Genomic DNA, 24,729 nt, shown 5'->3' with positions numbered 1-24,729 from the left:
TGTCCGGGTGAAGGGCGATTACCAGGACCTGGTGGACGAGATCTCCGCGCTGCTCGGCGCCCCGGCGACCCTGGAGAACCGGGACTTCCGTCTCATCGCCTTCGGCGCGCACGACAGCGACGACGATCTGGCGATGGACCCGGTCCGCACGCGCTCGATCCTGACGCGGCAGTCGACGGCGGCCGTGCGGTCCTGGTTCGAGGGCTTCGGCATCGCCCGCGCCACCGGACCCGTCCGGATCCCGGCGGCGCCCGACGCGGGGGTCTTCCGGGGGCGGATCTGTCTGCCGGTGCGGTTCCGCGGCATCGTGCAGGGCTACGTGTGGCTCCTCGACCAGGGGCCGGGCGCGCCCGGCCCCGATCCGGCAGCCCTGGCCGCGGCCATGGAGGTGGCCCAGCGGATCGGGGTGCTGCTCGCCGAGGAGGCGAAGGCGGGGGCGGACCTGTCGCGGGAGTTCCAGGCGGTGCTCACCGCGGGGCGCGGCTGGCAGCAGGACATGGCGGTGGCCGCGCTGCGGGCAGCCCTCGGCCCGGGCGGGGACGGGCTGCACGCGGCGGTCTGCGTGGCGCCCTGGTCCGGGGAGGCTCCGGCGTCGGTGCCGGGCGCGGCGGCCGTGTGCCTCGTACCGCGGCGGGGCGGGAGCGGGAGCGGGGACGAAGCGGGGGCGACCGGCGACCTGGCCCTGGCGGTCCTGCTCCGGCTGCGCTCGACGGACGCGCTGACCCCGGCCCTGACGGCGGTGGCCCGGCTGCTGCCGCGCGCGGCGGAACCGGCACGGACGGCCGGCGCGGCCGGAACGGCCGGCGCGGGTGCGGCGGCTCCGGCCGGGGGAACGGGCGGCGCAGCCAAGGCGGACGGCGCGGGCAAGGCGGCCGGCGCGGGCAAGGCGGCCGGGTCGAGCGCGGCGGCCAGGGCCAAGGCCACGCCCCCGGCCATCCCCGCCCGCCGGATGACCGCGGGCGTCGCCGACCCCGTGCGGGGCCTCGCGGAGCTGCCCGCCGCCTGGGAGCAGGCCGTGGCGGCGGCCCGGGCGGCCGTCGCGCAGCCCCGGCTCGGGCCGGTCGCCCAGTGGTCGGCGATCGGCCCGTACCGGCTGCTCGCGACCCTCGCCGCCGACCCGGTGGACGATCCGGCGGCGCGCGCCCTGCTGGCTCCGGCCCATCGCGAACTCGCCCGCACCGCCGAGGTGTTCCTCGACTGCGCCGGCCAGGCGGGCCGGGCGGCGGCCGCCCTCGGGATCCACCGCCAGACCCTCTACTACCGCCTCGCCCGGGTGGAACAGCTGACCGGGCTCGACCTGGACGAGGGCGAGGACCGCCTGCTGCTCCACATGGCCCTGAAGGCAGCCCGCCTGACCTAGGCCGGTCTGAGGTTCGCGCAGCCGTCCTCGCTCCCGTCGGCGGGGAACACCGCCCTGACGGGGCCCGCGCGCTCCCGCTCGCGCACGGCCGGGGCCGACGGCTCCGGTCAACGGCCCGTCAGGCGGCACGCGCACGTGCGCCGTTCGGATCCCGGGCGGCGGGGTCCCGTACCCCTACTCCCCGCCCTCGGGGCCCCGGGGGCGGATCATCGCCTCGGCGGCCCGGCGCATGCCCTCGGTGAACTCCTCCGCCGTGGCCGCCGACTCCGGATCGAACAGCCACTGGATCATCAGGCCGTTCAGCAGCGCCTGGTAGAAGGCGCCCAGCGTGCGCACGTCGCGGTCGTCGAGCTGGTCCTCGGGGGTGCCGGTCAGCATGGAGATCAGGCCGCGGCGCCCCTCGGCCTGCGAGGCCGCGAGCAGGGAGCGCAACTCCGGCCGCTGGTCCCTGCCGAGCGCGACCTCCAGGCTGGCCGCCCAGATCGGACCCGACGTGTCGTGCTGGGCGATGACGCCCTCCCAGAGCGCGCGGAACCGCTCCAGCGAGCCGCCCTCACCGTCCAGGCCGTCCTGGAAGGCGGCGCCCCACTCCTCGATCAGGCCGATGAAGGCCTGGGTGAGCAGAGCGTCCTTCGAGCCGTAGTGGTAGCCGATGGACGCCAGGTTGGTCCCCGAGGCGCTGACGATGTCGCGCGCGGTCGTGCGCACGAACCCCTTCTCGACCAGGCACTTCTTCGCGCCTTCGAGTAGATCTTCGCGATGTCCCATGGCCACACGGTAGCAAGACAACCGTCCCAGACAACAGTTCCATACAGACGTCATAGACAAGCGTTTAAGACGTATGTATATTCCTGCTCATGACAAACCCCGCCGCCACAGCGCGACTTGCCGGCCGCCGCGAATGGATCGCCTTCACGGTCCTCCTGCTGCCCCTCCTCCTGGTGTCGATGGACGTCTCCGTCCTCTACTTCGCCATCCCGGCCATCACCGACCAGCTCGCCCCGAGCTCCACCCAGCAGCTGTGGATCTTCGACAGCTACGGCTTCGCCCTCTCCGGCCTGCTGATCACGATGGGCTCGCTCGGGGACCGGATCGGCCGCCGCAGACTGCTGCTGATCGGCGCGACCGCCTTCGGCGTCGCCTCGGTCGGCGCCGGCTACGCCACCAGCGCCGACATGCTCATCGCCTGCCGCGTCCTGCTCGGCATCGGCGGCGCGACCCTGATGCCCTCCACGCTCGCCCTCGTCCGGAACCTCTTCCAGGACGACAAGCAGCGCGGCAAGGCCATCGCCATCTGGTCCGGGGCCATGACCGGCGGCATCGCCCTCGGCTCGGTGCTCAGCGGCGTGATGCTGAACCACTTCTGGTGGGGCTCGGTCTTCCTCGTCAACGTGCCCGCGATGCTGCTCCTGCTGCTCCTCGTCCCGGTCCTGGTCCCGGAGTTCAAGGACCCGGCCCCGGGCCGCTTCGACCTGCTGAGCGTCCCGCTGTCCATGGCCGCCGTGCTGCCGGTCGTCTACGGCCTCAAGGAGATCGCCGCCGACGGCTTCGAACCCCTCTACCTGGGCTGCCTCGCCGTCGGCCTGGCCTTCGCGTACGTCTTCGTCCGCCGCCAGCGCTCCCGCGACGACGCCATGATCCCCCGGTCCCTCTTCCGGGGCCGCGGTTTCGGGGCGGGCATCGCCCTCAACACCCTCTCCGCCTTCGCCGTGATGGGCGCGTCCTACTTCACCACCCAGTACCTCCAGTCGGTGCTCGGCATGGGCACCCTGGAAGCCGCCCTGTGGAGCCTCGCCCCCTCGGTGGTCATCGGCGCCGCGGCCCCCGTCTCCGCCGCCCTCGCCCAGAAGGTGGACCGGGGCTACGTCATCGCCGGCGGGTTCGTCCTGGCCGCCGCCGGGTTCGCCCTGTTCGGCCTCCTGGACACCGACTCCCTGTGGCTGGTCCTGACCGGCGCCGGAGTGCTCTCCTCGGGCGTCGTCGCCGTGATGTCGCTGGTCTCCGACATGGCGCTGGCCGCGGCCCCCGCCGAGAAGGCCGGCTCCGCCGCCTCCCTGCTGGAGACCGGAACGGAATTCGGCGGCGCCCTGGGCATGGCGGTCCTCGGCAGCCTGGGCACCGCGGTCTACCGCGCCGACCTGGCGGGCTCCGAGCCCGCCGTGCGGGAGACCCTCGGCGGCGCCGTGGCCACCGCCCACCGGATCGGCGGGGAGGCGGGCGAGCAGGTGCTGGCCCTGGCCCGGGAGGCCTTCGTCCACGGGATGCAGTACGCGGCCTGGGGGGGCGCGGCGCTGCTGCTCGGGGCCGCCGTGCTCGCCGCGGCTCTGATGCGGGGCGTCGAGACCCCCGCCCCGGCCGCGGCGGAGCGGGCCGAGGGGGCGGAGGCCGACGTGGCGGAGCCGACGTACAACTGAACGGGACGGCGGGGAACGTGAAAGGGCCCGGGGGAATCCCCCGGGCCCTTCGTCGTGTCACACGGGTCAGCCGAGGCTGACCGTACGCGCCGAGACGGCGCCGATCTCGGCGGAGATGTCCGCGAGGACGTTCGCCGGGACCTCCGCGTCGACGGTGAGGACGGCGAGCGCCTCGCCGTGCGCCTCCGCACGGGCGACCTGCATGCCCGCGATGTTCAGACCGGCCTCGCCGAGGACGCGGCCGACGGTGCCGACCACGCCGGGGCGGTCGGTGTAGCGCAGCACGACCATGTAGTCGGCGAGCGCCAGGTCCACGTCGTACTCGCCGATGCCGACGATCTTCTGCAGGTGCTTCGGGCCCGCGAGCGTGCCGGAGACCGAGACCTCCTGACCGTCCGACAGGGTGCCGCGCACGGTCACCACGTTGCGGTGGTCCGGGGACTCCGAGCTGGTGGTCAGGCGTACCTCGACCCCGCGCTCCTGTGCGAACAGGGGGGCGTTGACGTAGGAGACCGTCTCGTCGACGACGTCCTCGAAGACACCCTTGAGCGCGGAGAGTTCGAGCACCTTGACGTCGTGCTGGGTGATCTCGCCGCAGACCTCGACGTCGAGGCGGACCGCGACCTCGCCCGCGAGGGCGGTGAAGATGCGGCCGAGCTTCTCGGCGAGCGGCAGACCCGGACGGACGTCCTCGGCGATGACGCCGCCCTGGACGTTGACCGCGTCCGGCACGAGCTCGCCGGCGAGGGCCAGGCGCACCGACTTGGCGACCGAGACACCGGCCTTCTCCTGGGCCTCGTCCGTGGACGCGCCGAGGTGCGGGGTGCAGACGACCTGGTCGAGCTCGAAGAGCGGGGAGTCCGTGCAGGGCTCCTTCGCGTACACGTCGAGGCCGGCGCCGGCGACGCGGCCCTCCTTGATGGCCGAGTACAGCGCGGCCTCGTCCACGATCCCGCCGCGGGCGGCGTTGACGATCCGGACCGAGGGCTTCACCTTGTGCAGGGCCTCGTCCCCGATGAGACCGAGGGTCTCGGGGGTCTTGGGCAGGTGCACGGTGATGAAGTCGGCGACTTCGAGGAGGTCGTCCAGCGTCAGCATCTTGACGCCCATCTGGGCGGCGCGCGCGGGCTGCACGTAGGGGTCGTACGCGACGATCTTCATGCCGAAGGCCGACATGCGCTGCGCGACCAGGACGCCGATGCGGCCGAGGCCGACGACACCGAGGGTCTTCTCGCTGAGCTCGACACCCGTGTACTTGTTCCGCTTCCACTCGCCGTTCTTCAGGGCGGTGTTGGCCTGCGGGATGTTGCGGGCGGTGGCGACGAGCAGACCGCAGGCCAGCTCGGCGGCCGTCACGATGTTCGAGGTCGGGGCGTTGACGACCATCACGCCGGCCTTGGTGGCGGCGGAGACGTCGACGTTGTCCAGACCGACGCCGGCGCGGGCGACGACCTTCAGCTTCTTGGCGACGGAGATGGCCTCGGCGTCGACCTTGGTGGCGGAGCGGACGAGGATCGCGTCGACGTCGACGATCGCGGGCAGCAGCTCCGCGCGGTCGGCTCCGTTGACGTGCCGGATCTCGAAGTCCGGACCGAGCGCGTCCACCGTGGCGGGCGACAGCTCTTCGGCGATGAGTACGACAGGTTTCGAGCTCACGTGGGTCATCCTCACAAGTCCAGTGCGGACGGCCGTCCCGACGGCCGCAGGCGGTGGAGGGGGTAGCCGCGTGGAAGACGCACGACACTGTGGGCCTGACGCGTATGTGTTGAGCAGTGTAGTGGCGCTGACGGACCGGATTTCCGCCTGTACGGAAGGATCACCCTTCCGGGGTTGGCCGTGTTGGACAAGCGACGCGCGGCGGGGCCGGGACACGGCGTCCCGGCCCCGCCGTCCACGATCAGCTCTCGTCGCTGTCGACCCAGCTCATCAGCTTGCGCAGCTTCTTGCCGGTGGTCTCCAGCAGGTGCGCCTCGTCGGCCTTCTTGTACTCGTTGTACTTCGGCAGACCGGCCTTGTACTCGGCCATCCAGGTGTTGGCGAACTCGCCGCTCTGGATCTCCGCGAGGACCTGCTTCATCTCGGCCTTGGTGGCGTCCGTGATGATGCGGGGGCCGGTGATGTAGTCGCCCCACTCGGCGGTCTCGGAGACCGACCAGCGCATCTTCTCCAGGCCGCCCTCGTACATGAGGTCGACGATGAGCTTCAGCTCGTGCAGGCACTCGAAGTACGCGATCTCCGGCTGGTAGCCGGCCTCGGTCAGCGTCTCGAAACCGGCCTTGACCAGGGCGGACGCGCCACCGCAGAGGACGGCCTGCTCACCGAACAGGTCGGTCTCGGTCTCCTCGGTGAAGGTGGTCTTGATGACGCCGGCGCGGGTGCCGCCGATGCCGGCCGCGTACGAGAGCGCCAGGTCGAAGGCCTTGCCGGTGGCGTCCTGCTCGACGGCGGCGATACAGGGAACGCCGCGGCCCTCCTCGTACTGACGGCGGACCAGGTGGCCGGGGCCCTTCGGGGCGACCAGGGCGACGTCGACGTTGGTGGGGGGCTTGATGAAGCCGTACCGGACGTTGAAGCCGTGGCCGAAGAAGAGCGCGTCGCCCTCCTTGAGGTGTTCCTTGATGGACTCCTCGTAGATCTCGGCCTGGAGCGGGTCCGGGGTGAGGATCATGATGACGTTCGCCCACTCGGCGGCCTCGGCCACGGGGACGACCTTCAGGCCCTGCTCCTCGGCCTTGGCCTTGGACTTCGAGCCCTCCTTCAGGCCGACGACGACGTCGACGCCGGAGTCACGGAGCGACAGCGCGTGGGCGTGGCCCTGGCTGCCGTAACCGATGACCGCGACCTTGCGGCCCTGGATGATGGACAGGTCGGCGTCGTTCTCGTAGAACAGCTCGGCCACTGGGATATCTCCTTGGTGCGCTGGTGTTGCTCCCACCGTACGGCGGGGAACGGAATCTGAGTTTCTCGGTCTCGCTATGCGAGCTGAGCGTGTCCTGAGCGGCTTGGATGTCCGCTGCGCCGGGCGGGTCAGGCGCTGCGGTCGAGCGCGCGCAGACTGCGGTCCGTGATGGACCGTCCGCCACGCCCTATGGCGATGGTGCCGGACTGCACGAGTTCCTTGATGCCGAAGGGTTCCAGCATCTTGAGCATCGCGCCGAGCTTGTCGGAGCCGCCGGTGGCCTCGATGGTGACGGCCTCCGGGGAGACGTCGACCGTCTTGGCGCGGAACAGCTGGACGATCTCGACGATCTGCGAACGGGTCTCGTTGTCGGCGCGGACCTTCACCAGGACGAGTTCACGCTCGATGGCGTTGTGGGACTCCAGCTCGACGATCTTGAGCACGTTGACCAGCTTGTTCAGCTGCTTGGTCACCTGCTCCAGCGGGAGGTCCTCGACATTCACGACGATGGTGATGCGGGAGATGTCGGGGTGTTCGGTGACGCCGACCGCGAGGGAGTCGATGTTGAACCCGCGGCGGGAGAACAGGGCGGCGATCCGGGCGAGGATGCCGGGCGTGTTCTCGACCAGGACGGAGAGCGTGTGCTTGGACATGTGGGGCGTTCTCTCTCTCGGCTCTCTCGGCTCAGTCGTCTTCGTTGTCGCCGAAGTCGGGACGGACGCCCCGGGCTGCCATGACCTCGTCGTTGGAGGTGCCGGCGGCGACCATCGGCCACACCATGGCGTCCTCGTGGACGATGAAGTCGATCACGACGGTACGGTCGTTGATCGCGTTGGCCTCGGCGATGACCTTGTCCAGGTCGGCCGGGTCCTCGCAGCGCAGCGCCACGCAGCCCATGGCCTCCGAGAGCTTGACGAAGTCCGGGACGCGGGTGCCCTTGCGGGGCGCGGTGGACTCGCCGAGCTGGGAGCCGACGGTGTCGTGGCCGGTCTCGTCGGCGTGCAGGACGGTGTTGGAGTACCGCTGGTTGTAGAACAGGGTCTGCCACTGGCGGACCATGCCCAGCGCACCGTTGTTGATGATCGCGACCTTGATCGGGATGTTGTTCAGGGCGCAGGTGACCAGTTCCTGATTGGTCATCTGGAAGCAGCCGTCACCGTCGATCGCCCAGACCGTGCGCTCGGGCATGCCGACCTTGGCGCCCATCGCGGCCGGGACCGCGTAGCCCATGGTTCCGGCGCCGCCGGAGTTCAGCCAGGTGCGGGGCTCCTCGTACTTGACGAAGTGCGAGGCCCACATCTGGTGCTGGCCGACGCCGGCCGCGAAGATCGTGCTCTTCGGCGCGAGCGCGCCGATCCGCTCGATGACCTGCTGGGGCGAGAGGCTGCCGTCGGTGGGCAGGTCGTAGCCCAGGGGGTACGTCTCGCGCCAGCGGCTGAGGTCGTTCCACCAGGCGGTGTAGTCCCCGGCGTTCCCCTCGGTGTGCTCGGCCTGGACGGCCTGGATCAGGTCGGCGATGACCTCGCGGGCGTCACCGACGATCGGGACGTCGACCGCGCGGTTCTTGCCGATCTCGGCCGGGTCGATGTCCGCGTGGATGATCTTGGCGAAGGGGGCGAAGCTGTCCAGCTTGCCGGTGACGCGGTCGTCGAAGCGGGTGCCGAGGGCGATCAGCAGGTCCGACTTCTGCAGCGCGGTGACGCCGGTGACGCTGCCGTGCATGCCCGGCATGCCGACGTGCAGCGGGTGGCTGTCGGGGAAGGAGCCCAGCGCCATCAGGGTGGTGCAGACCGGGACGCCCGTCAGCTCGGCGAGGACCTTCAGCTCGGCGGTCGCGCCGGACTTCATGACGCCGCCGCCGACGTACAGCACCGGGCGCTTGGCCTGGCAGATGAGCTTGGCGGCCTCACGGATCTGCTTGGCGTGCGGCTTGGTGACCGGCCGGTAACCGGGGAGGTCCTGGGCGGGCGGCCACGAGAAGGTGGTCTTCGCCTGCAGGGCGTCCTTGGCGATGTCGACCAGGACCGGGCCGGGGCGGCCCGTCGAGGCGATGTGGAAGGCCTCGGCGATCGTCCGCGGGATGTCCTCGGCCTTGGTGACCAGGAAGTTGTGCTTGGTGATCGGCATCGTGATGCCGACGATGTCCGCCTCCTGGAAGGCGTCGGTACCGATCGCCTTGGAGGAGACCTGGCCGGTGATGGCGACGAGCGGGACCGAGTCCATGTGCGCGTCGGCGATCGGGGTGACCAGGTTGGTGGCGCCGGGGCCGGAGGTGGCCATACAGACGCCGACCTTGCCGGTGGCCTGCGCGTAGCCGGTGGCGGCGTGGCCGGCCCCCTGCTCGTGGCGGACCAGGATGTGACGGACCTTCTTGGAGTCCATCATCGGGTCGTACGCGGGGAGGATGGCGCCGCCCGGGATCCCGAAGACGGTGTCGCACCCCACCTCTTCGAGAGAGCGGATGAGGGACTGCGCACCCGTGACGTGCTCAACTGCGGCGGACTGCTGTCCGCCGGAACGGGGCCGCGGCTGCGGATGGTGGGCCCCGGTGGCCTGCTCGGTCATCGGCATTCTCTTCTCGAAGCTGAGGGTTTTACGCGGATTCGACTCTGTGCCAGTGCAACAAAAAACCCCTCGTGCCGGGAGGCAAGCGAGGGGAGCGCGTCGGGGGTGTTGAGCGGGGACATGCAGGTCCCAGCCTCAGCCGACGCGCTTTCCAAGTACGAGAATTCGGGTGCGCATGGCATTGACCCTCCCTCCGGCGGGAGGGTGATGTCAAGTAGGTGGGACGGGCGTCTCATTATGTGAGCCTCTACGGATGGCCATCGAGCCCCCGGGGGAGCCGCCGGCAAGTGCTGGTTGGGCCGCTCCGCCCGGTACTGGGAACGTACCGCGCACCAGCGCGCGGCGCAGCCTGTACTCGTCGAGCGGGCCGGAAAAGGCCATTCCCTGACCGTGTGTGCACCCCATCGCGCGCAGGGCCATGACCTGCTCGGGGAGGTCGACCCCGTCGGCCACCGACCGCATGCCCAGGTCGTTTGCGATGCGCAAGAGACCGGCGGTGATCTTGTGGAGGCGGGCGGACTCGACCACGCCTTCCACCAGGCCCCGGTCCAGCTTGAGCATGTCCACGGGAAGGCGGCGCAGGGCGCTGATGGCCGCGTAGCCGCTGCCGAAGCCGTCCAGGGAGATACCCACTCCGAGCCGGTGCAGGGCCGTCAGGCGGCGCTCCAGGTCGTCGAAGGGCACTCTGGGGTCGGATACGGCGAGCTCCAGCACCAGGGCCCCGGAGGGCAGGCCGTGCCGCGTCAGCAGGGCCTCCACGGAACCGAGCGGCATGGCCCGGTCCAGGAGCCGCTGGGCGGTCATCCGCACGGCCACCGGTACGGCGTGCCCGGCCCGGTGCCGGTCGGCGGCCTGCTCCACGGCCTCCTCCAGCAGCCAGCGGCCCAGCTCGGCGGTGCGCGAGGCGTCCGGGCCCGCCGTGCCGGAGCCGCCGGCTCCGCCCGCGCCTCCCTCGCTGTACTCGGCGACGCGCAGGAACTCGGCCGGGGTGAAGAGGATCCCCTGGGCGGAGCGCCAGCGGGCCTGCGCGGCGACGGCCGCCACCTCGCCGGTGGCCAGCGAGACCACGGGCTGGTGCAGCAGCGCGAACTCCCCCTCGTGCAGTGCGGTTCGCAGCCGGCCGGCGAGCTCGGCCTTCCGTACGACCTCGGCCTGCATCTGGGGGGCGTACATCTCGACGCGGTCCTTGCCGCCCGCCTTGGCCCGGTACATCGCGAGGTCCGCGTTGCGCATCAGGTCCGAAGGGGTGATGCCGGGGTCGGCGAAGGCCACGCCGATGCTGGCGGCCACCCGTACCTCGCTGCCGCCGATCCGGTACGGCTGGGAGAGGGTGGTGCGCAGCCGCTCGGCGATCTCGCGCACCTGGTACTCGCGTGCGCTGCGGTCGCGGTTGCCGTCGCCCAGGATCAGGGCGGCGAACTCGTCGCCGCCGAGCCGGGCCGCGGTGTCCCCGGCGCGGACGGAGTCCTGGAGCCGGCGCGCGGCCTCGATGAGCAGCTCGTCGCCGGCCTGGTGGCCGATGGTGTCGTTGACCGCTTTGAAGCCGTCGAGGTCGATGAAGAGCACGGCGGTGCTGTGGTCGCCGGCGCGCCGGCCGGTCAGGGCCTGGCGCACCCGCCGGGTGAAGAGGGCGCGGTTGGGCAGGTCGGTCAGCGGATCGTGCTCGGCGCTGTGCTGGAGCTGGGCCTGGAGGCGGACCCGCTCGGTGACGTCCCGGCTGTTGAGGATGAGCCCGCCCTGGTGGCGGTTGACGGTGGACTCCACGTTCAGCCATTCGCCGCCGCCCGACTTGAAGCGGCACTCGATGCGGGTGGTGGGCTCCTCGGTCGGCGGGGCGGCGAGGAAGCGGCGTACCTCGTGGACCACCCGGCCGAGGTCGTCCGGGTGGATGAGCGTGGCGAGCTCGGTGCCGACCAGTTCCTCGGCCTCGCGGCCGTAGACCCCGGCGGCGGCGGGGCTGACGTAGCGCAGGGTCCCGGTGGGCGCGGCGATCATGATGACGTCGCTGGAGCCCTGGACCAGGGAGCGGAAGTGGTTCTCCTTCTGGGCCAGTTCCTGGGTGAGCGCGATGTTGTCGAGGAGCATGATGCCCTGCCGGATGACGAGGGCGAGCACGACCGTGCAGCCGGTGAAGACGACCACCCGGTCGACCTTCCGGCCGTCCACGACGTTGTAGAGGATGCCGAGGGTGCACACGGCGGCCGCGAGGTACGGGGTGAGGGCGGGCAGCGAGCCGGTGATCGGGCGGCTGTGCGGCCGGTCCTGGCGCGGGTGCCCGGCCGGCTCCGGGCCCGGGGGGATGCGCCGGGCGCCCCAGGGTGCGTACGCGAGCAGCAGCGAGCCGGCGAACCAGCCGGCGTCGAGCAGCTGTCCGGACTGGTACTCGGCGCTCAGCAGGGGCGAGGTGAACAGGGCGTCGCTGAGCACGGTCAGGGCCAGCGCCGCGATGGCGGTGTTGACGGCGGAGCGGTTGGTCTCGCTCCGCCGGAAGTGCAGGACCAGGACCATCGAGACGAGCGCGATGTCCAGGAGCGGGTAGGCGAGGGAGAGCGCGGCGCGCGGGACGCTGCCGGGGGCCCCGGACTGGGCGGTCCGCGCCGCGTGGGCCAGGGCCAGGCTCCACGACAGGGTGAGCAGCGAGCCGCCGATGAGCCAGGAGTCGAGCCCGAGGCAGACCCAGCCGGCGCGGGTGATCGGACGTTTGGCGAGGACGAGCAGGCCCACGATGGCGGGCGGGGCGAAGCAGAGGAAGGCGAAGTCGGCCAGCGAGGGCTTCGGGACCGGCTCCCCGAGGATCACCTCGTACCAGCCCCAGACCGCGTTGCCGCCGGCGCCCATGAGGGAGGAGAAGGCGAAGAGCAGCCAGGCGGGGCGTTCACGGCTGTCGATGGCGCGCGCGTAGGTGTAGCAGGAGACGGCGGCGAGTAAGCCGGCCGCGCTCAGTCCGAAGTCGCCCATGACCTCGGCGACTTCCTCCGAGCCCCAGTTGAGGGCGGCGCCGACGGCGTACCCGCCGCTGACCACCGCGAGGAGCAGCTGCATCGCCAGACCCCTGCCTCCGCCCGAGACGGACGGCCGGTTCAGGAGCGCCGCCCCGGGGGCACTCACCGGCCCCCCTCGCCGGCTGGTTCGGGTGCAGCCCAGTCTCGGCAGCGTCGCCTGCGGCGGCTGTGCCGCATCGGATCCTTCGTCCATTGGCCGTGCATCGCCCGTCGCCCCCCAAAGTGTCCGATCACTCCCCAGCGCCAGACGTTCGTGGCGCAGCCCCTTGTTCCGGACGATACACCACTTTCGTCACTCAGGGACATAGTCCCTCTACTCTGAGTTACCGATTGCGGAGTCCTGCCCACGGTGCGCGTCCGGGTGAATGCGGAGCGTGTGCACCGCGCCTCACTCGGTGATCAGCACCGTGTGCTCCAAGGGCTCTCCGGCGGCGAACCGGCCGAGCTGGCGGGCCAGCAGGCGCTTGGCGCGTGGCTCGAACGCCGTGCTGCTGCCGCCGACATGGGGCGTGATCAGGACATTCGGAGCATGCCAGAGCGGGTGGCCGGCGGGCAGCGGTTCCGGGTCGGTGACGTCGAGCGCCGCGCGCAGCCGGCCCGATTCGACCTCCGCGAGCAGGGACTTGGTGTCGACGACGGGGCCCCGTGACACGTTCACCAGCAGGGCGCCGTCCTTCATGCGGCTCAGGAAGCCGGCGCCCGCCAGGCCCCGGGTGGCGTCCGTCAGCGGCGTCGCGAGGATCACGACGTCGGCCTGCGGCAGGAGGCCGGGCAGGTCGGCGAGGGCGTGCACGGGCCCGCGTTCAGTGGTCCGCGCCGTACGGGCCACGCGCGCGATCGGCCCGCATTCGAACGGCACGAGCCGGTCCTCGATGGCCGAGCCGATCGATCCGTAACCGATGATCAGAACGGACTTGTCCGCGAGTGCGTCGTAGAAGCCGGAGCGCCACTCCTCGCGGTCCTGTCCGCGGACCATGCCGGGGACGCCGCGCAGGGAGGCGAGGGTCAGCGTCAGGGCGAGCTCGGCGGTGCTGGCCGTGTGGACCCCGGCGGCGTTGCACAGCCGGACGCCGGGGCGCAGGTCCCCGAGGCGGCCCAGCACGTCGTCGATGCCGGCGGTCAGGGTCTGGACGGCGCGGACCGCGGTCATCGCGGCGAGCGGGCGCACGGTGACCTCGGCGGGCTTCATGTAGGGGGCCACGTAGAAGACGCAGGCGGCGGGATCGGCCGGGTAGGCGTCCTCGCCGTCCCAGAGGCGGTACCGGAAGGCGTCGGGGAGGCCGGCGACCTCCTCGGCGGGGAAGGGGAGCCAGACGTCCTGGGGCGTAGCAGTCATGATCACGAGGCTATGCCAAGCCGTCTTGATCAAGCCGTTAGTTTGGTGGCCGGAGCGTGAGGGGGACCGAGGGGTGGAGCGCAGGTCGATCGGGGCGGGGGCGCTGACCGTGGGCGCCGTCGGCCTCGGCTGTATGCCGATGAGCTGGGCGTACGCGCCTTCGCGGCGGCGGGGACAGGAGTCGCTGGCGGCGGTGCACGCGGCACTGGACCTGGGGTCGAACCTGCTGGACACGGCCGACGTGTACGGGCCGTTCACCAACGAGCTGCTGCTCGGGCGGGTGCTGCGGGAGCGGCGCTCCGAGGCGTTCGTCTCGGCCAAGGTGGGCCTGCGGGCGGGTGACCAGCACGTGGTCGCCGACGGGCGGCCCGGCTATCTGCGCCGGGCCTGCGACGCCTCGCTGCGGCGGCTGCGCACCGATGTCATAGACCTCTACCAGCTGCACCGGGTGGATCCCGACGTGCCCGTGGAGGAGACCTGGGGTGCCATGGCGGAGCTGGTGGGTGCGGGGAAGGTGCGCGCCCTCGGCTTCTGCGCGCTGGGCGCCGGGGCCGGGCCGGGGGCGGGGCGCGTCGGGGACCGGACGTACCGGACGACGCTGCGGCACCTGGAGCGGCTGCAGCAGGTGTTCCCGGTGAGCGCGGTGCAGGCGGAGCTGTCGGTGTGGTCGCCGGAGGCGGCGTGGCAGCTGCTGCCCTGGTGCGCGGCGCGGGGGGTGGGCTTCCTCGCGGCGATGCCGCTGGGCAGCGGGTTCCTCACCGGGACGCTCACTCCGGGTGAGGGCTTCGAGCCGCAGGACGTGCGGGCCCGCCATCCGCGGTTCACGGCGGAGGCGATGGCGTCGAACCAGGTGCTGGTGGCGGGGCTGCGGCGGGTGGCGCGACGGCACGGGGCGCAGGTCACGGCGGCGCAGGTGGCGCTGGCGTGGGTGCTGGCGCAGGGGCCGCAGGTGGTGCCGGTACCGGGGGCCGACCGGGCGCACTGGGCCGCGGAGAACGCGCGGGCGGCGCAGGTGCGGCTCTCGGCGGGGGACCTGGCCGAGATCGCGGCCCTGCCGGCCGAGGTGGGAGCCTGGGACTGAGCGACAACCACTCGATCGAGTGTACGAGTGGTGGAACTTCGGGAACTGCCGCCGCTGTTGAGACGGGTGAAGGGCACGATCGGAGGACCGGAAGGAGCAGGGCGATGCGATACGGAAGTTCCCCCGGGCACGTGGGGTACGAGGCGCGGGGCGCGCGGCAGCGGAGCGTGCTGGCGGCGGTGGCTCTGGCGGGGTGCGGCGCGCTGTTGGCGGCGGGATGCGCACCGGCCGGTGCCCCCGGAGCGGGGGGTGGGAGCCCTCCACCGGGCACGGCCGCGGCGGGCTCCGGGTCGGCGGGTCCGTCGGGGACCGGCTCCGCCTCTCCGGAGGTGACCGGGCCGCCGGCCAAGGGCGCGGTGACCGTGACCGGCGAGGTCGCCAAGGGCCTGGAGTCGCCGTGGGGTGTGGCGGAGCTGCCGGGCGGCGACCTGCTGGTCGCCTCCCGGGACAAGGGGACGATCAGCAGGGTCGCGGTCGGCTCGGGCACGGTGACGCGGATCGGCGAGGTGCCGGGGGTGGCCCCGGGCGGTGAGGGCGGGCTGCTGGGGCTCGCACTGTCGCCCTCCTTCGCCTCGGACCGGCTGGTGTACGTGTACTTCACGACCGAGTCCGACAACCGCATCGCCCGGCTGCGGTACGACGAGCACAGATCCGCCGGTCAGCAACTGGGCGCGCCGGACACCGTGTTCCGGGGCATTCCCAAGGGCCTCGTGCACAACGGCGGCCGGATCGCCTTCGGTCCGGACAAGATGCTCTACGCGGGGACGGGCGAGACCGGCGACAAGGGGCTCGCGCAGGACAAGAAGTCACTCGGCGGCAAGATCCTGCGGATGACTCCGGACGGGGATCCGGTGCACGGTAACCCGGAGGCGGATTCGGTCGTCTACTCCTACGGTCACCGCAATGTGCAGGGCCTCGCGTGGGACAAGGACAAGAGGCTGTGGGCCGCCGAGTTCGGCCAGAACACGTGGGACGAGCTGAACCTGATCGAGCCCGGGGCGAATTACGGCTGGCCCGAGGCGGAGGGGAAGGCGGGCAGGCCCGGCTTCCGGGATCCGGTGGCCGTGTGGAAGACCGACGAGGCCTCGCCGAGCGGGATCGCCTGGGCGGAGGGTTCGGTGTGGATGGCCGCACTGAAGGGCAACCGGCTGTGGCGGATACCCCTGGCCGGGACGGAGCCGGTGGCGGAGCCCGAGGCCTTCCTGGAGGGGCGGTACGGCCGGCTGCGCACGGTGGTGGCTCTCGGGGGTGACCGGTTGCTGCTGGTGACGAGCGAGACGGACGGACGGGGCTCGCCGGAGGCGGGCGACGACAGGATCCTGACACTGACGGTGCGGTGACCAGCACGTCTCCGCACGGGGACCCCAGGGGTGGTGAGCGCGTTGTTCAACATGATCGAGGAGCTGTTCGGCCCGGGACGCAAGCACGCGCACGACGAGAAGAAGCGGCTGGAGCTGTCCCGGACCGACGTCAATGACAACGATCCGGGACGGGGGCCGATAGACCTCGACTCCGGCAGAGTGCTCATACGCCCTGCCGAGCCGCCTCCGGACGAGGACTGACCGGACCGGGGCCGGCTTCCACGGGGCCGCCATGGAGGGGCGGGGCGAAGAGCCGGAGCCGGTGGGCGAGGGCGGCCGCTTCACCGCGGCCCGCGACGCCCAGCTTGGCCAGGATGTTGGAGACGTGCACGCTCGCCGTCTTCGGGGAGATGAAGAGTTCCTCGGCGATCTTGCGGTTGGTGCTGCCCGCCGCCACCAGGCGCAGGACGTCCCGCTCGCGGCTGGTCAGGCCGAGCGCCTCGACCGGGTCGCGCTGCGGGGCGGCCGGGGCCGCGGACGGGTCGGCGTCGGTCAGCGGGAGCCGGGCGCGCCGGGCGAGCAGGGCCAGGTCCTCGCGCAGCGGGCGGGCACCGATCTGCTCGGCGGTGGCGTGGGCCGCGCGCAGGAGGGTGGCCGCGGGTTCGCGGTCGCCGGCGGCCAGCAGGGCCTCGGCGAGCCGGTGGCGGGCCCGGGCCAGCAGGTACGGGCGCTCCAGCGGGCGGACGGCCGCCTCGACGGCGGTCCAGTCCGCGGGGGTGTCGCGGGCCTCGGCCCGGCGCAGTTCGGCCCGGACGTACTCGGCGTGGGCGGCCCACAGCGGGACGGGGGTGGCGAGGGTGTGCGCGGCGCCGCGGATCACGGCCAGGGCGGCGTCCCGGCCGTCGTCGGCGGCCGGGAGCCCGCGGGCGTCCGCCTCGGCGGAGGCGGAGGCGAGCAGCAGCGGCCAGGCGTAGCGGTGCTGGCCGAGCGGGAACCCGTAGGCGATGGCGGCGGCCGTCTCGGCGCGCACGTCGGCGATCCGGCCCTCTCCCGCCGCGATCCCGATGGCGAGGCGGTACAGCGGTATCCGGTGCTGGGGCTGGGTGTCGTGGGTGCCGAAGTGGGCGTGGGCGGCGGCGAGCTGCTGGGCCGCCTCGGCCAACTCGCCGCGGGCCAAGGCCAGGTGGGCCAGCCGTGCGGAGCCGGAGCCGCGCGGGGCCGCGCTCTGGCCGACGCGCAGGCTGCGCCGGGCCGCCTCGGCGGCCTCCTCCCAGCGGCCGAGGCTGTACAGGCTCTCGGCCATGTTTCCGCAGACCCAGGCCTCGCTGTCCATCAGCCGGGATTCCCGGACCAGTTCGGCCCCTTGTTCGGCCAGTTCCACGGCTTCGCGGGACCGGCCCATGCTTTCCAACTGAGAGGTGAGATTGACATGCGTACGTCCTGCCAGCCTGGTGAGTCCGAGCTTCGCGGCCCGTTCCCTGACCGCGTGCAGTTCGGCGAGGCCGCCGGCGCCGTCCCCGGAGTCGGTGAGCAGGCAGCCGACCGTGATCCGGGCGTTGAGCTCGGTGTCCTCGGCGCCCAGCATGCGCGCGTACTCGACGGCGCGTTCGGCGGCGGCGAGGTTGTCGGGGCCCGGCTTGTGGAGCATGCCCCAGCTCGCGGCCCGGACCAGGACCTCGGCGTGCACCTGGGACGGGGGCAGCCCCCGGACGAGTTCCTGCGCCTTGGCGATCTCCTCCCAGCCGTCGCCACGGCCGAGGCCGGCGACCAGCCGGGAGCGCTCGGTCCAGAACCAGGCGGCCCGCAGCGAGTCGCGCTCCTCCTCCAGCAGGCGCAGCGCCGTCTTCGTGATCTTCAGGGCACGTTCGCGCTCGCCGCCGTAGCGTGCCGCGACGGTCGCCTCGGCCAGCAGGTCGATCCGCTGGAGCGGGGTGGCGGCGGAGTCGTCACAGCCGCACGGCGGGTACACCTCGGTGTAGTCCGCCGGGCGCAGGTCCTTGCGGACCTCCTGCGGGGCGCTGTCCCACAGGTCCATGGCCCGCTCCAGCAGGCGCAGCTGCTCGGAGTAGGCGTGCCGGCGGCGGGCCGCGACGGAGGCGGCCAGTACGGCGGGCAGCGCCTTGGCGGGGTCGTTCGCCTGGTACCAGTAGCTGGCCAGCCGGATGATCCGCTCCCCCGAGCGGATCAGCGACTCGTCGGCCTCCATGGCTTCGGCGTAGCGGCGGTTGACGCGGGCCCGTTCACCGGGCAGCAGGTCGTCGCTGACGGCCTCGCGGACCAGCGAGTGCCGGAAGCGGTAGCCGTCGCCGTCGGGGGTGGCGAGCAGGATGTTGGCCCCGACGGCGGCCCTCAGCGCTTCGATCAGCTCGTCCTCGGTGAGCCCGGCGACGGCGCGCAGCAGCGGGTACTCCACGGTGGAGCCGCCCTCGGCGACGATGCGCACCAGGCGCTGGGTCTCCTCGGGCAGCACTTCGACGCGGACGAGGAGGAGGTCGCGCAGGGATTCGGTGAGGCTGGTACGGCAGCCGCTCGCCCGGGAGGCGACGAGTTCCTCGACGAAGAAGGCGTTGCCGTCGGACCGGTCGAAGACGGAGTCGACGAAGTCCTCGTCGGGCTGCGCGGCGAGGATGCCGGCGAGCTGGCGGCGCACCTCCGCCCGGTTGAAACGGGCCAGTTCGATGCGGTGGACGGTGCGGAGCCGGTCCAGTTCGGCGAGGAGGGGGCGCAGCGGGTGGCGGCGGTGGACGTCGTCGGCGCGGTAGGTGGCGACGACGACGAGCCGGCCGCCGGCGAGGGTGCGGAAGAGGTAGGAGAGCAGGTGCCGGGTGGAGGTGTCCGCCCAGTGCAGGTCCTCCAGGACGAGGACGACGGTGCGGTCGGCGGCGAGCCGCTCCAGCATCCGGGCCGTCAGTTCGAAGAGCCGGGCGGTGCTCTCCTCGTCGTGCGGGCCGCGCGGGGTGTCGCCGAGTTCGGGGAGGATCCGGGCGAGTTCGTCCTCCTGGCCGGCGGTGGCGGCGGCCAGTTCGTCGGGCAGCAGGCGGTGCAGGGTGCGCAGGGCCGTCGAGAAGGGGGCGAAGGGAAGTCCCTCCGCCCCGATCTCGACACAGCCTCCGACGGCTACGACGGCGCCGCGGCGCTCGGCCTCGCAGACGAACTCCTCGGTGAGGCGGGTCTTTCCGACCCCGGCCTCTCCGCCGATGAGCATCGCCTGGGGCTCGCGGCCGGCGGCGCGGGTCAGTGCGTCGGTGAGTACGGCCAGTTCGTCGGCTCGGCCGACGAACACCGGGCTGACAGATCTGGTCTCCACGTCGCCGAGCATCGCACAGCCGTCCGGTGCGGCGGCACTCGATATCGGTGCGCTTCCCATCACGTGTCGCTTCAGGCGGTGCGGGGCGCGTGGCCCGCGGCGCGGGCGAAGCGGCTCCGGAGTGCTCTCACCGACCTTCGCGGTTCGAGGTGGTGCAAGGAGGCGCGGGGCGCGCCGGCCTCCCGGACCGTGCGGTACGCGGCGGCCTCGCGGAGGAGGTCGGTGGTGCGGGCGGTGGCGACGATCTCGTACTCGAACATCTCGTACTCCCTGGTGACGTTTCTCGGGCACCTCGTTCGGTGTGATCCAAGATTCGCGTCCCAGAGGGTGCCGGCACATCGGTCGCATGCCGCATCTGCCGGGGGCGGGGGGCCTTAGTCCGGGCCGGGATGGGCCCGGACCGGGCCGAGTTCGCCTAAGGCAGTACCTAGCCCGCCGCCTTCGGGATGGCGAGGAGGAGGTCGAAGTACATGAGGACGAAGAGGAGTACGCCGAGGGCGCCCAGGCCGATGCCCGCCCAGGAGACGGACCGCACCCAGGTGGGCAGGACGCGCTCGGGGGTGCTGAAGGCGGGGAGGGCCAGCACGAAGGTGGCGATGATCAGGGCGAGGGCGGAGAAGACGCCGTTCACCATCGCGGTGGTGTGCCACGGGTCGACGAACTGGGCGGCGATCTGCGCGTTGGCGTCGGCGGCCTGGCTCAGCTCCAGCCGGGCGGCGATGCTCGCGCGCTCGGACACGATGCCGGCGACCCAGCTGCCGCTGAGGGCGACGACGCCGAGCCCCGCGGCGACGATCGCGGAGGCGGCGGAACCGACGTGGCCGGGCTGTGCGGTCTCCGCCTCGTCCCCGTCCTCGTCCTCGTCCTCGGCGAAGGTCTCGTCCTCCGGGTCCGCGTCGGTGCGTACGGAGTCGGCTTCGGCCTCGGCGGGCTGGGCGACCTCGGTCTTGTCGAGGTCGACCGGGGTGGCGTCCGCCTCGGTGGCGTTCGCGGCGGGGGTCTTCGTGGTGTCCATGCGGGGCACCGTAGGCGCCCTGTCTGAGAGTCTTCTGAGAATCCGCTGGTGGTGGCCACAACGGGCCCCGCGGTCGGCGGGGCCCGGACCGGCGGCCGGTCGATCCGGTCTAGGCCGAGCGGGCCGCGGACCACTCGTGGGCGAGGAGGGACCAGATCTCGGTGTCCTGGCGGACGCCGCGGTGCAGGTGGTTCTGCCGCATGACGCCTTCCCGGGTCATGCCGAGGCGCTCGGCCACGGCGAGGCTCTTCTTGTTGCCGGTGGCTGCGTGCCACTCGACGCGGTGCATGCCGCGCTCACCGAAGGCGTAGTCGATCAGGACCCGGCAGGCCTTGGTCACCAGGCCCCGGCCGGCCGCGGCGGGCTCCAGCCAGCAGCCGATCTCGCAGTTGCCGCCGTCCGCGTCGAAGGCCGGGAAGAGGACCCCGCCCACGAGGGTGCCGTCGAGCCGGATGCCGAAGAACCGGGCGCCGTCCTCCCCCGCCTTCACGGCGTACTTGGCCAGGAAGGCCCGGGCGGAGTCGAGGTCGGGCGAGCGGTCGGGGAAGCCGACGTACTGGCCGATGAACTCCCGGCCGCGTTCGATGTGGGCGAAGAACTCCTCGGCGTGCCGGGCCTCCAGCGGGAAGAGCTGGGCGTCGTCGGCGAGGTCTATCGAGAACATGCGCGGGCTTCCTTGGGTCTCGGACGGCGGGTGGCCGGATCACCGGGAGGTGGTGGCGGGCTCGGCGCCGTCCTCGCTCGTGGCGGGGACCGCGGCGGGCCGCTGTGCCGGAAGTTTCGCATGCGGGCGGCATTCGGGGGGCTCGATGCTGATCCTGGGCAGCCGCCTGTCGAGCCAGGCGGGCAGCCACCAGTTGGCTCCGCCGAGCAGGTGCATGAGGGCCGGGACGAGGAGGGTGCGCAGCACGAAGGCGTCGAGGGCCACGGCCGCCGCGAGCGCGATGCCGAACATCGCGATGATGCGGTCGCCGCTGAGGACGAAGGCCAGGAAGACGGAGATCATGATCACGGCGGCCGAGTTGATGACCCGGCTGGTCTCGGCGAGGCCCACGCGCACGGCCCGCCGGTTGTCGCCGGTCTCCAGCCACTCCTCGTACATCCGGCTGACGAGGAAGACCTGGTAGTCCATGGACAGTCCGAAGAGGACGGACACCATGATCACGGGGAGGAAGGGTTCGACGGGTCCGGCGCTGCCGAGCCCCAGCAGTTCGCTCCCCCAGCCCCACTGGAAGACGGCGACCACGACGCCGAAGGAGGACGCCACGGCGGCGACGTTCATGGCCGCCGCCTTCAGCGGGATCCCGATGGACCGGAAGGCCAGCAGCAGGAGCACACAGCCGAGGGCGATAACGACGCCGACGAAGAGCGGCAGCTTGCCGATGATGACCTCGGCGAAGTCGTCGTAGGCGGCGGTCACACCGCCGACGTGGACGTCCATGGAGTTGCCGTGCCCGGCGCGCGGGACGACGTCCCGGCGGAGGGTGTCGACGAGGTCGCTCGTGGCCCGGGACTGGGGGGCCGAGTCCGGTACGACGGTCACGACGGCGGTGTCCCCGCTGCGGTTGAGGACGGCGGGGCCGGCGGACGCGACGCCGTCCGTCCGGCGGAGCGCGTCCGCGAGGCGGTCGACGGCGATCCGGTCCCCGGCGCCGTCCAGCCGGGCGACGACGGTGAGCGGTCCGTTCGTGCCGGGCCCGAACCCGTCCGCCAGCAGGTCGTAGGCCTTGCGGGTGGTGGAGGCGGCCGGGTTGTTGCCCTGGTCGGAGGTGCCCAGGTGGAGCGAGAGGGTGGGCAGGGCCAGCACCAGCATGACCGCGGTGGCCACGAGGCCGAGCAGTTTGGGGTGGCGTTCCACGAAGACGGACCAGCGGGCGGCGAAGCCGGAGGCCTGCGCGGGCCGCGGGCCCTCGGCGGCGAGCTTGCGGCGCTGGCGGCCCGAGAGGGCGCGCGTCCCGATGTACGAGAGGAGGGCGGGCAGCAGGGTGACCGAGGCGGCGACCGTGAGCACGACCGTCACCGAGGCCGCTATCGCGACCCCGTTGAGGAAGTTCAACCGCAGGACGAGCATGCCGAGCAGGGCGATGCATACGGTGGCGCCGGCGAAGACGACGGCCCGGCCGGTGGTGGCGACGGCGTTCTCGGCGGCCTCGTCGACGGGGAGGCCGCGTGCGAGGCCCTTGCGGTGGCGGGTGACGATGAAGAGGGCGTAGTCGATGCCGACGCCGAGGCCGACGAGGGTGCCGAGCATCGGGGCGAAGTCGGCGACGGGCATCGCGTGCCCGAGGAGGGTGATGCCGAAATAGGCGGTGCCCACGCTGACCAGGGCGGTCGCTATGGGCAGCAGGCTCGCGGCGAGCGATCCGAAGGCGAGGAAGAGGACCACGGCGGCGACGGCCACGCCGACGACCTCGGCGAGGTGCGCGGTGGGTGCCTCGGTGAGCTGGATGGCGCGGCCGCCCAGTTCGACCTGGAGCCCGTCGGTCTCGGTGGCGGGGTTCTTCACCGCGTCGACGACGGCCCTGGCCTGGGCCTTGGGTACGGAGTCCGCGTGCTGGTCGAAGGTCACCACGGCGTAGGCGGTGCGCCCGCCGGGGCTGATCCGTGCGGCGCTCTCGGGGCCGGGGCCGTAGGGTCCGGCGACGGAGCCGATGCCCGGGAGCGCGGCGACCGCGTCGAGGGCCCGGGTCATGCGCCGCTCGATGTCCGGGGTGCGCGCGCTCTGATGGTCAGGGGCCCGCCACACGATGGTGTCGGTGTCGCCGCCCTGGCCGTGGAAGCCCTCGCGGAGGAGGTCGTCGGCCTTGCCGGACTCGGTGCCGGGGACCTCGTAGTCGTTGGAGAACGCCGTTCCGGCGGCGGTCGCGGCCGCCGCGGTCCCGCCGAGTGCGAGCAGCCAGATCAGGACGGTGAGGAGACGGTGGCGCATGCACCAGCGCGCGATTCCTGCCAACGGACGTGCTCCCTGATGGTTCGGGTCTTCACCGGGAGGCGGCCCGTCGCAAAGAACGCATGAACTCGTGAGACCGGGCCGACGGCCCGGGGGATCGCCCCGGGGGTTTGGGCCCAGATGGTCTACACCTACACGATCTCAGCGTTTCGTGATCGTTGGCCCGTTTCGTGTGCATCGTCACAGGAGGAAAGGGAGGGTTCGTCCACCCGGTAGCCGGGGATCGAGGGCCAGCGGACGGTGAGGACCACCGCGTCCTCCTCGGCGTACCAGGAGTGGTCGACGCCCCGGCCCCAGAGCACGTAGTCCCCCTGCTCGGCGAGGACGACGGTCCGCCCCGGGAACTCCAGCCGGAAGCGCCCGCTGATCAGGACCAGCAGGGCGGTGCGCCGCTCGGCGGTGGCCCACCGCTCCCGTTCGTCGCCCTTCGGGTGGACCCCCCACTTGATCTCCACGTCCTCGCTGTGACGGGGATCGGCGGGATCCTTGAAGTGGCCCAGCAGCCAACCGCGGTCGGCGGCGGCGTCGGGGGCGGCCTTGCCGGTGTAGATGGTGGAGTCGTCGTTCACGGGGTGAGGCTAATGCAGTTGTGGCGGCCGGCCGCACACTGGTGAGCTGGGCCGATGACGATGGATCGTGACGAACTTCTGAAGGTGCGCGCCCGCTTCGACGCCGAGGTGCGCGAGGGGGCGCAGTCGGACAGCGCCCAGGCCCGGGTGGAGCGGGTGGGGCGGGTCGTACGGCACAGCACGCCCGGGCTCGGATGGAACGGCGTGCTCTGGTCGGACCTCGACGAGGAGAGCGCGGACGCGGAGATCGCGGCGCAGGTGGCGTTCTTCGCGGGGCGGGGATGTCCCGAGTTCGAGTGGAAGCTGTACGACTACGACGAGCCGGCCGATCTCGGGGAGCGGCTGCGGGCGGCCGGCTTCGTGCCGGAGCCGCCGGAGACCCTGATGGTGGGCCGGGCGGCCGAGCTCGCCCGGCTGTCGGTGGAGCCGCCGGAAGGGATCACGCTGCGGGTGGTGACGGACGAGGCAGGGGTCGACCTGATGATGGAGGTCCACGCGGGGGCCTTCGGAACCGAGCGGCCGCGGATCCGGGAGCACCTGCTCGACCAGGTGCGCAACGAGCCGGAGAACATCGCCGCGGTGCTGGCGATGGCGGGCGACACCCCGGTGAGCGCGGCCCGGATGGAGATGCGGCCGGGAACGGCCTTCGCGGGTCTGTGGGGCGGCGGCACGCTGCCGCAGTGGCGCGGGCGCGGCATCTACCGGCTGCTGGTGGCCCACCGCGCCCGCATCGCGGCGGAGCGCGGCATTGCGTACCTCCAGGTGGACGCGTCGGACGACAGCCGTCCGATCCTGGAGCGGCTGGGCTTCGGGGTCCTGGGCGTGACGGTGCCGTACATGTGGACGGCCGCCGCAGCCGTCTGACCTGCGGCGGGGAGGTCCGGTCCGCCGTCGGCGGGGCCGCTCGTGCGCGGGCCCCGGGGCAGTGCC

Annotated in this window: 19 protein-coding genes; 6 read left to right on the top strand and 13 right to left on the bottom strand. The window is 72.4% G+C overall.

Annotation, left to right across the window (positions count from 1 at the left end):
• Positions 1-7 precede the first annotated feature (7 nt).
• Positions 8-1,360: a PucR family transcriptional regulator gene (locus ACFYP3_RS01035; RefSeq protein WP_388824745.1), complete on the top strand. Its 1,353-nt coding sequence runs from the start codon at positions 8-10 to the stop codon at positions 1,358-1,360.
• Between the two features lie 174 nt (positions 1,361-1,534).
• On the opposite strand, the gene ACFYP3_RS01030 is transcribed toward ACFYP3_RS01035, so the two are convergent.
• A complete protein-coding gene (locus tag ACFYP3_RS01030) occupies positions 1,535-2,128 on the bottom strand; it encodes a TetR/AcrR family transcriptional regulator (protein WP_388824742.1) in 594 nt (197 codons plus the stop codon).
• Between the two features lie 89 nt (positions 2,129-2,217).
• On the opposite strand from ACFYP3_RS01030, the gene ACFYP3_RS01025 reads away from it, so the two are divergent.
• The gene (locus ACFYP3_RS01025) at positions 2,218-3,774 is read left to right on the top strand and encodes an MFS transporter (protein WP_388824739.1); all 1,557 of its coding nucleotides are present in this window, start codon (positions 2,218-2,220) and stop codon (positions 3,772-3,774) included.
• A gap of 66 nt (positions 3,775-3,840) precedes the next feature.
• Here the strand turns inward: ACFYP3_RS01025 and serA are convergent, their stop codons facing one another.
• From serA to ACFYP3_RS00995, 6 genes are all read right to left on the bottom strand, one after another.
• The gene (serA, locus tag ACFYP3_RS01020) at positions 3,841-5,430 is read right to left on the bottom strand and encodes a phosphoglycerate dehydrogenase (protein ID WP_388824736.1); all 1,590 of its coding nucleotides are present in this window, start codon (positions 5,428-5,430) and stop codon (positions 3,841-3,843) included.
• A 241-nt stretch (positions 5,431-5,671) separates the two neighbouring features.
• Entirely contained in the window at positions 5,672-6,673 is a 1,002-nt protein-coding gene (gene ilvC, locus ACFYP3_RS01015; protein ID WP_388824733.1) for a ketol-acid reductoisomerase, read from the bottom strand.
• Between the two features lie 128 nt (positions 6,674-6,801).
• Positions 6,802-7,326 carry an acetolactate synthase small subunit gene (ilvN, locus tag ACFYP3_RS01010; RefSeq protein ID WP_030010002.1) on the bottom strand — a complete coding sequence of 175 codons (525 nt, stop codon included), beginning with the start codon at positions 7,324-7,326 and terminating at the stop codon, positions 6,802-6,804.
• A 31-nt stretch (positions 7,327-7,357) separates the two neighbouring features.
• Positions 7,358-9,244, bottom strand: coding sequence for an acetolactate synthase large subunit (locus ACFYP3_RS01005; protein WP_388824729.1), 1,887 nt, complete (start codon positions 9,242-9,244; stop codon positions 7,358-7,360).
• 204 nt (positions 9,245-9,448) lie between these two features.
• A complete protein-coding gene (locus ACFYP3_RS01000; protein WP_388824727.1) occupies positions 9,449-12,346 on the bottom strand; it encodes a putative bifunctional diguanylate cyclase/phosphodiesterase in 2,898 nt (965 codons plus the stop codon).
• A 282-nt stretch (positions 12,347-12,628) separates the two neighbouring features.
• Complete coding sequence (locus ACFYP3_RS00995) at positions 12,629-13,576, bottom strand: 2-hydroxyacid dehydrogenase (RefSeq protein ID WP_388824724.1); 948 nt, start codon at positions 13,574-13,576, stop codon at positions 12,629-12,631.
• A gap of 73 nt (positions 13,577-13,649) precedes the next feature.
• Between ACFYP3_RS00995 and ACFYP3_RS00990 the strand changes: the two genes are divergently transcribed.
• The 3 genes from ACFYP3_RS00990 to ACFYP3_RS00980 all read left to right on the top strand — a co-directional run bounded on the left by ACFYP3_RS00990 (position 13,650) and on the right by ACFYP3_RS00980 (position 16,219).
• Positions 13,650-14,657, top strand: a complete 1,008-nt coding sequence (locus ACFYP3_RS00990) for an aldo/keto reductase (protein WP_388824721.1) — start codon at positions 13,650-13,652, stop codon at positions 14,655-14,657.
• A 104-nt stretch (positions 14,658-14,761) separates the two neighbouring features.
• Positions 14,762-15,997 carry a PQQ-dependent sugar dehydrogenase gene (locus ACFYP3_RS00985; RefSeq protein WP_388824718.1) on the top strand — a complete coding sequence of 412 codons (1,236 nt, stop codon included), beginning with the start codon at positions 14,762-14,764 and terminating at the stop codon, positions 15,995-15,997.
• A gap of 42 nt (positions 15,998-16,039) precedes the next feature.
• Positions 16,040-16,219, top strand: a complete 180-nt coding sequence (locus ACFYP3_RS00980; RefSeq protein WP_388825225.1) for a DUF6191 domain-containing protein — start codon at positions 16,040-16,042, stop codon at positions 16,217-16,219.
• Here the strand turns inward: ACFYP3_RS00980 and ACFYP3_RS00975 are convergent.
• The 6 genes from ACFYP3_RS00975 to ACFYP3_RS00950 all read right to left on the bottom strand — a co-directional run bounded on the left by ACFYP3_RS00975 (position 16,182) and on the right by ACFYP3_RS00950 (position 23,799).
• Positions 16,182-19,277 carry an AAA family ATPase gene (locus ACFYP3_RS00975; protein WP_388825222.1) on the bottom strand — a complete coding sequence of 1,032 codons (3,096 nt, stop codon included), beginning with the start codon at positions 19,275-19,277 and terminating at the stop codon, positions 16,182-16,184. The genes ACFYP3_RS00980 and ACFYP3_RS00975 overlap by 38 nt on opposite strands.
• A 59-nt stretch (positions 19,278-19,336) precedes the next feature.
• A complete protein-coding gene (locus tag ACFYP3_RS00970) occupies positions 19,337-19,525 on the bottom strand; it encodes a hypothetical protein (protein WP_388824715.1) in 189 nt (62 codons plus the stop codon).
• 167 nt (positions 19,526-19,692) lie between these two features.
• A complete protein-coding gene (locus ACFYP3_RS00965) occupies positions 19,693-20,280 on the bottom strand; it encodes a hypothetical protein (protein WP_388824712.1) in 588 nt (195 codons plus the stop codon).
• Between the two features lie 109 nt (positions 20,281-20,389).
• The gene (locus tag ACFYP3_RS00960; protein ID WP_388824709.1) at positions 20,390-20,944 is read right to left on the bottom strand and encodes a GNAT family N-acetyltransferase; all 555 of its coding nucleotides are present in this window, start codon (positions 20,942-20,944) and stop codon (positions 20,390-20,392) included.
• Between the two features lie 39 nt (positions 20,945-20,983).
• Positions 20,984-23,233: an MMPL family transporter gene (locus ACFYP3_RS00955; RefSeq protein ID WP_388824706.1), complete on the bottom strand. Its 2,250-nt coding sequence runs from the start codon at positions 23,231-23,233 to the stop codon at positions 20,984-20,986.
• A gap of 128 nt (positions 23,234-23,361) precedes the next feature.
• Positions 23,362-23,799: a signal peptidase I gene (locus ACFYP3_RS00950; RefSeq protein ID WP_365469889.1), complete on the bottom strand. Its 438-nt coding sequence runs from the start codon at positions 23,797-23,799 to the stop codon at positions 23,362-23,364.
• 60 nt (positions 23,800-23,859) lie between these two features.
• Here ACFYP3_RS00950 and ACFYP3_RS00945 point away from each other — a divergent pair, with 60 nt between their 5' ends.
• Positions 23,860-24,663, top strand: a complete 804-nt coding sequence (locus tag ACFYP3_RS00945) for a GNAT family N-acetyltransferase (protein WP_388825220.1) — start codon at positions 23,860-23,862, stop codon at positions 24,661-24,663.
• Positions 24,664-24,729 lie beyond the last annotated feature (66 nt).

It is taken from the genome of Streptomyces sp. NPDC005533, assembly GCF_042871845.1.
GTDB lineage: Bacteria > Actinomycetota > Actinomycetes > Streptomycetales > Streptomycetaceae > Streptomyces.
This window is presented reverse-complemented; position numbering and strand designations above follow the sequence as displayed.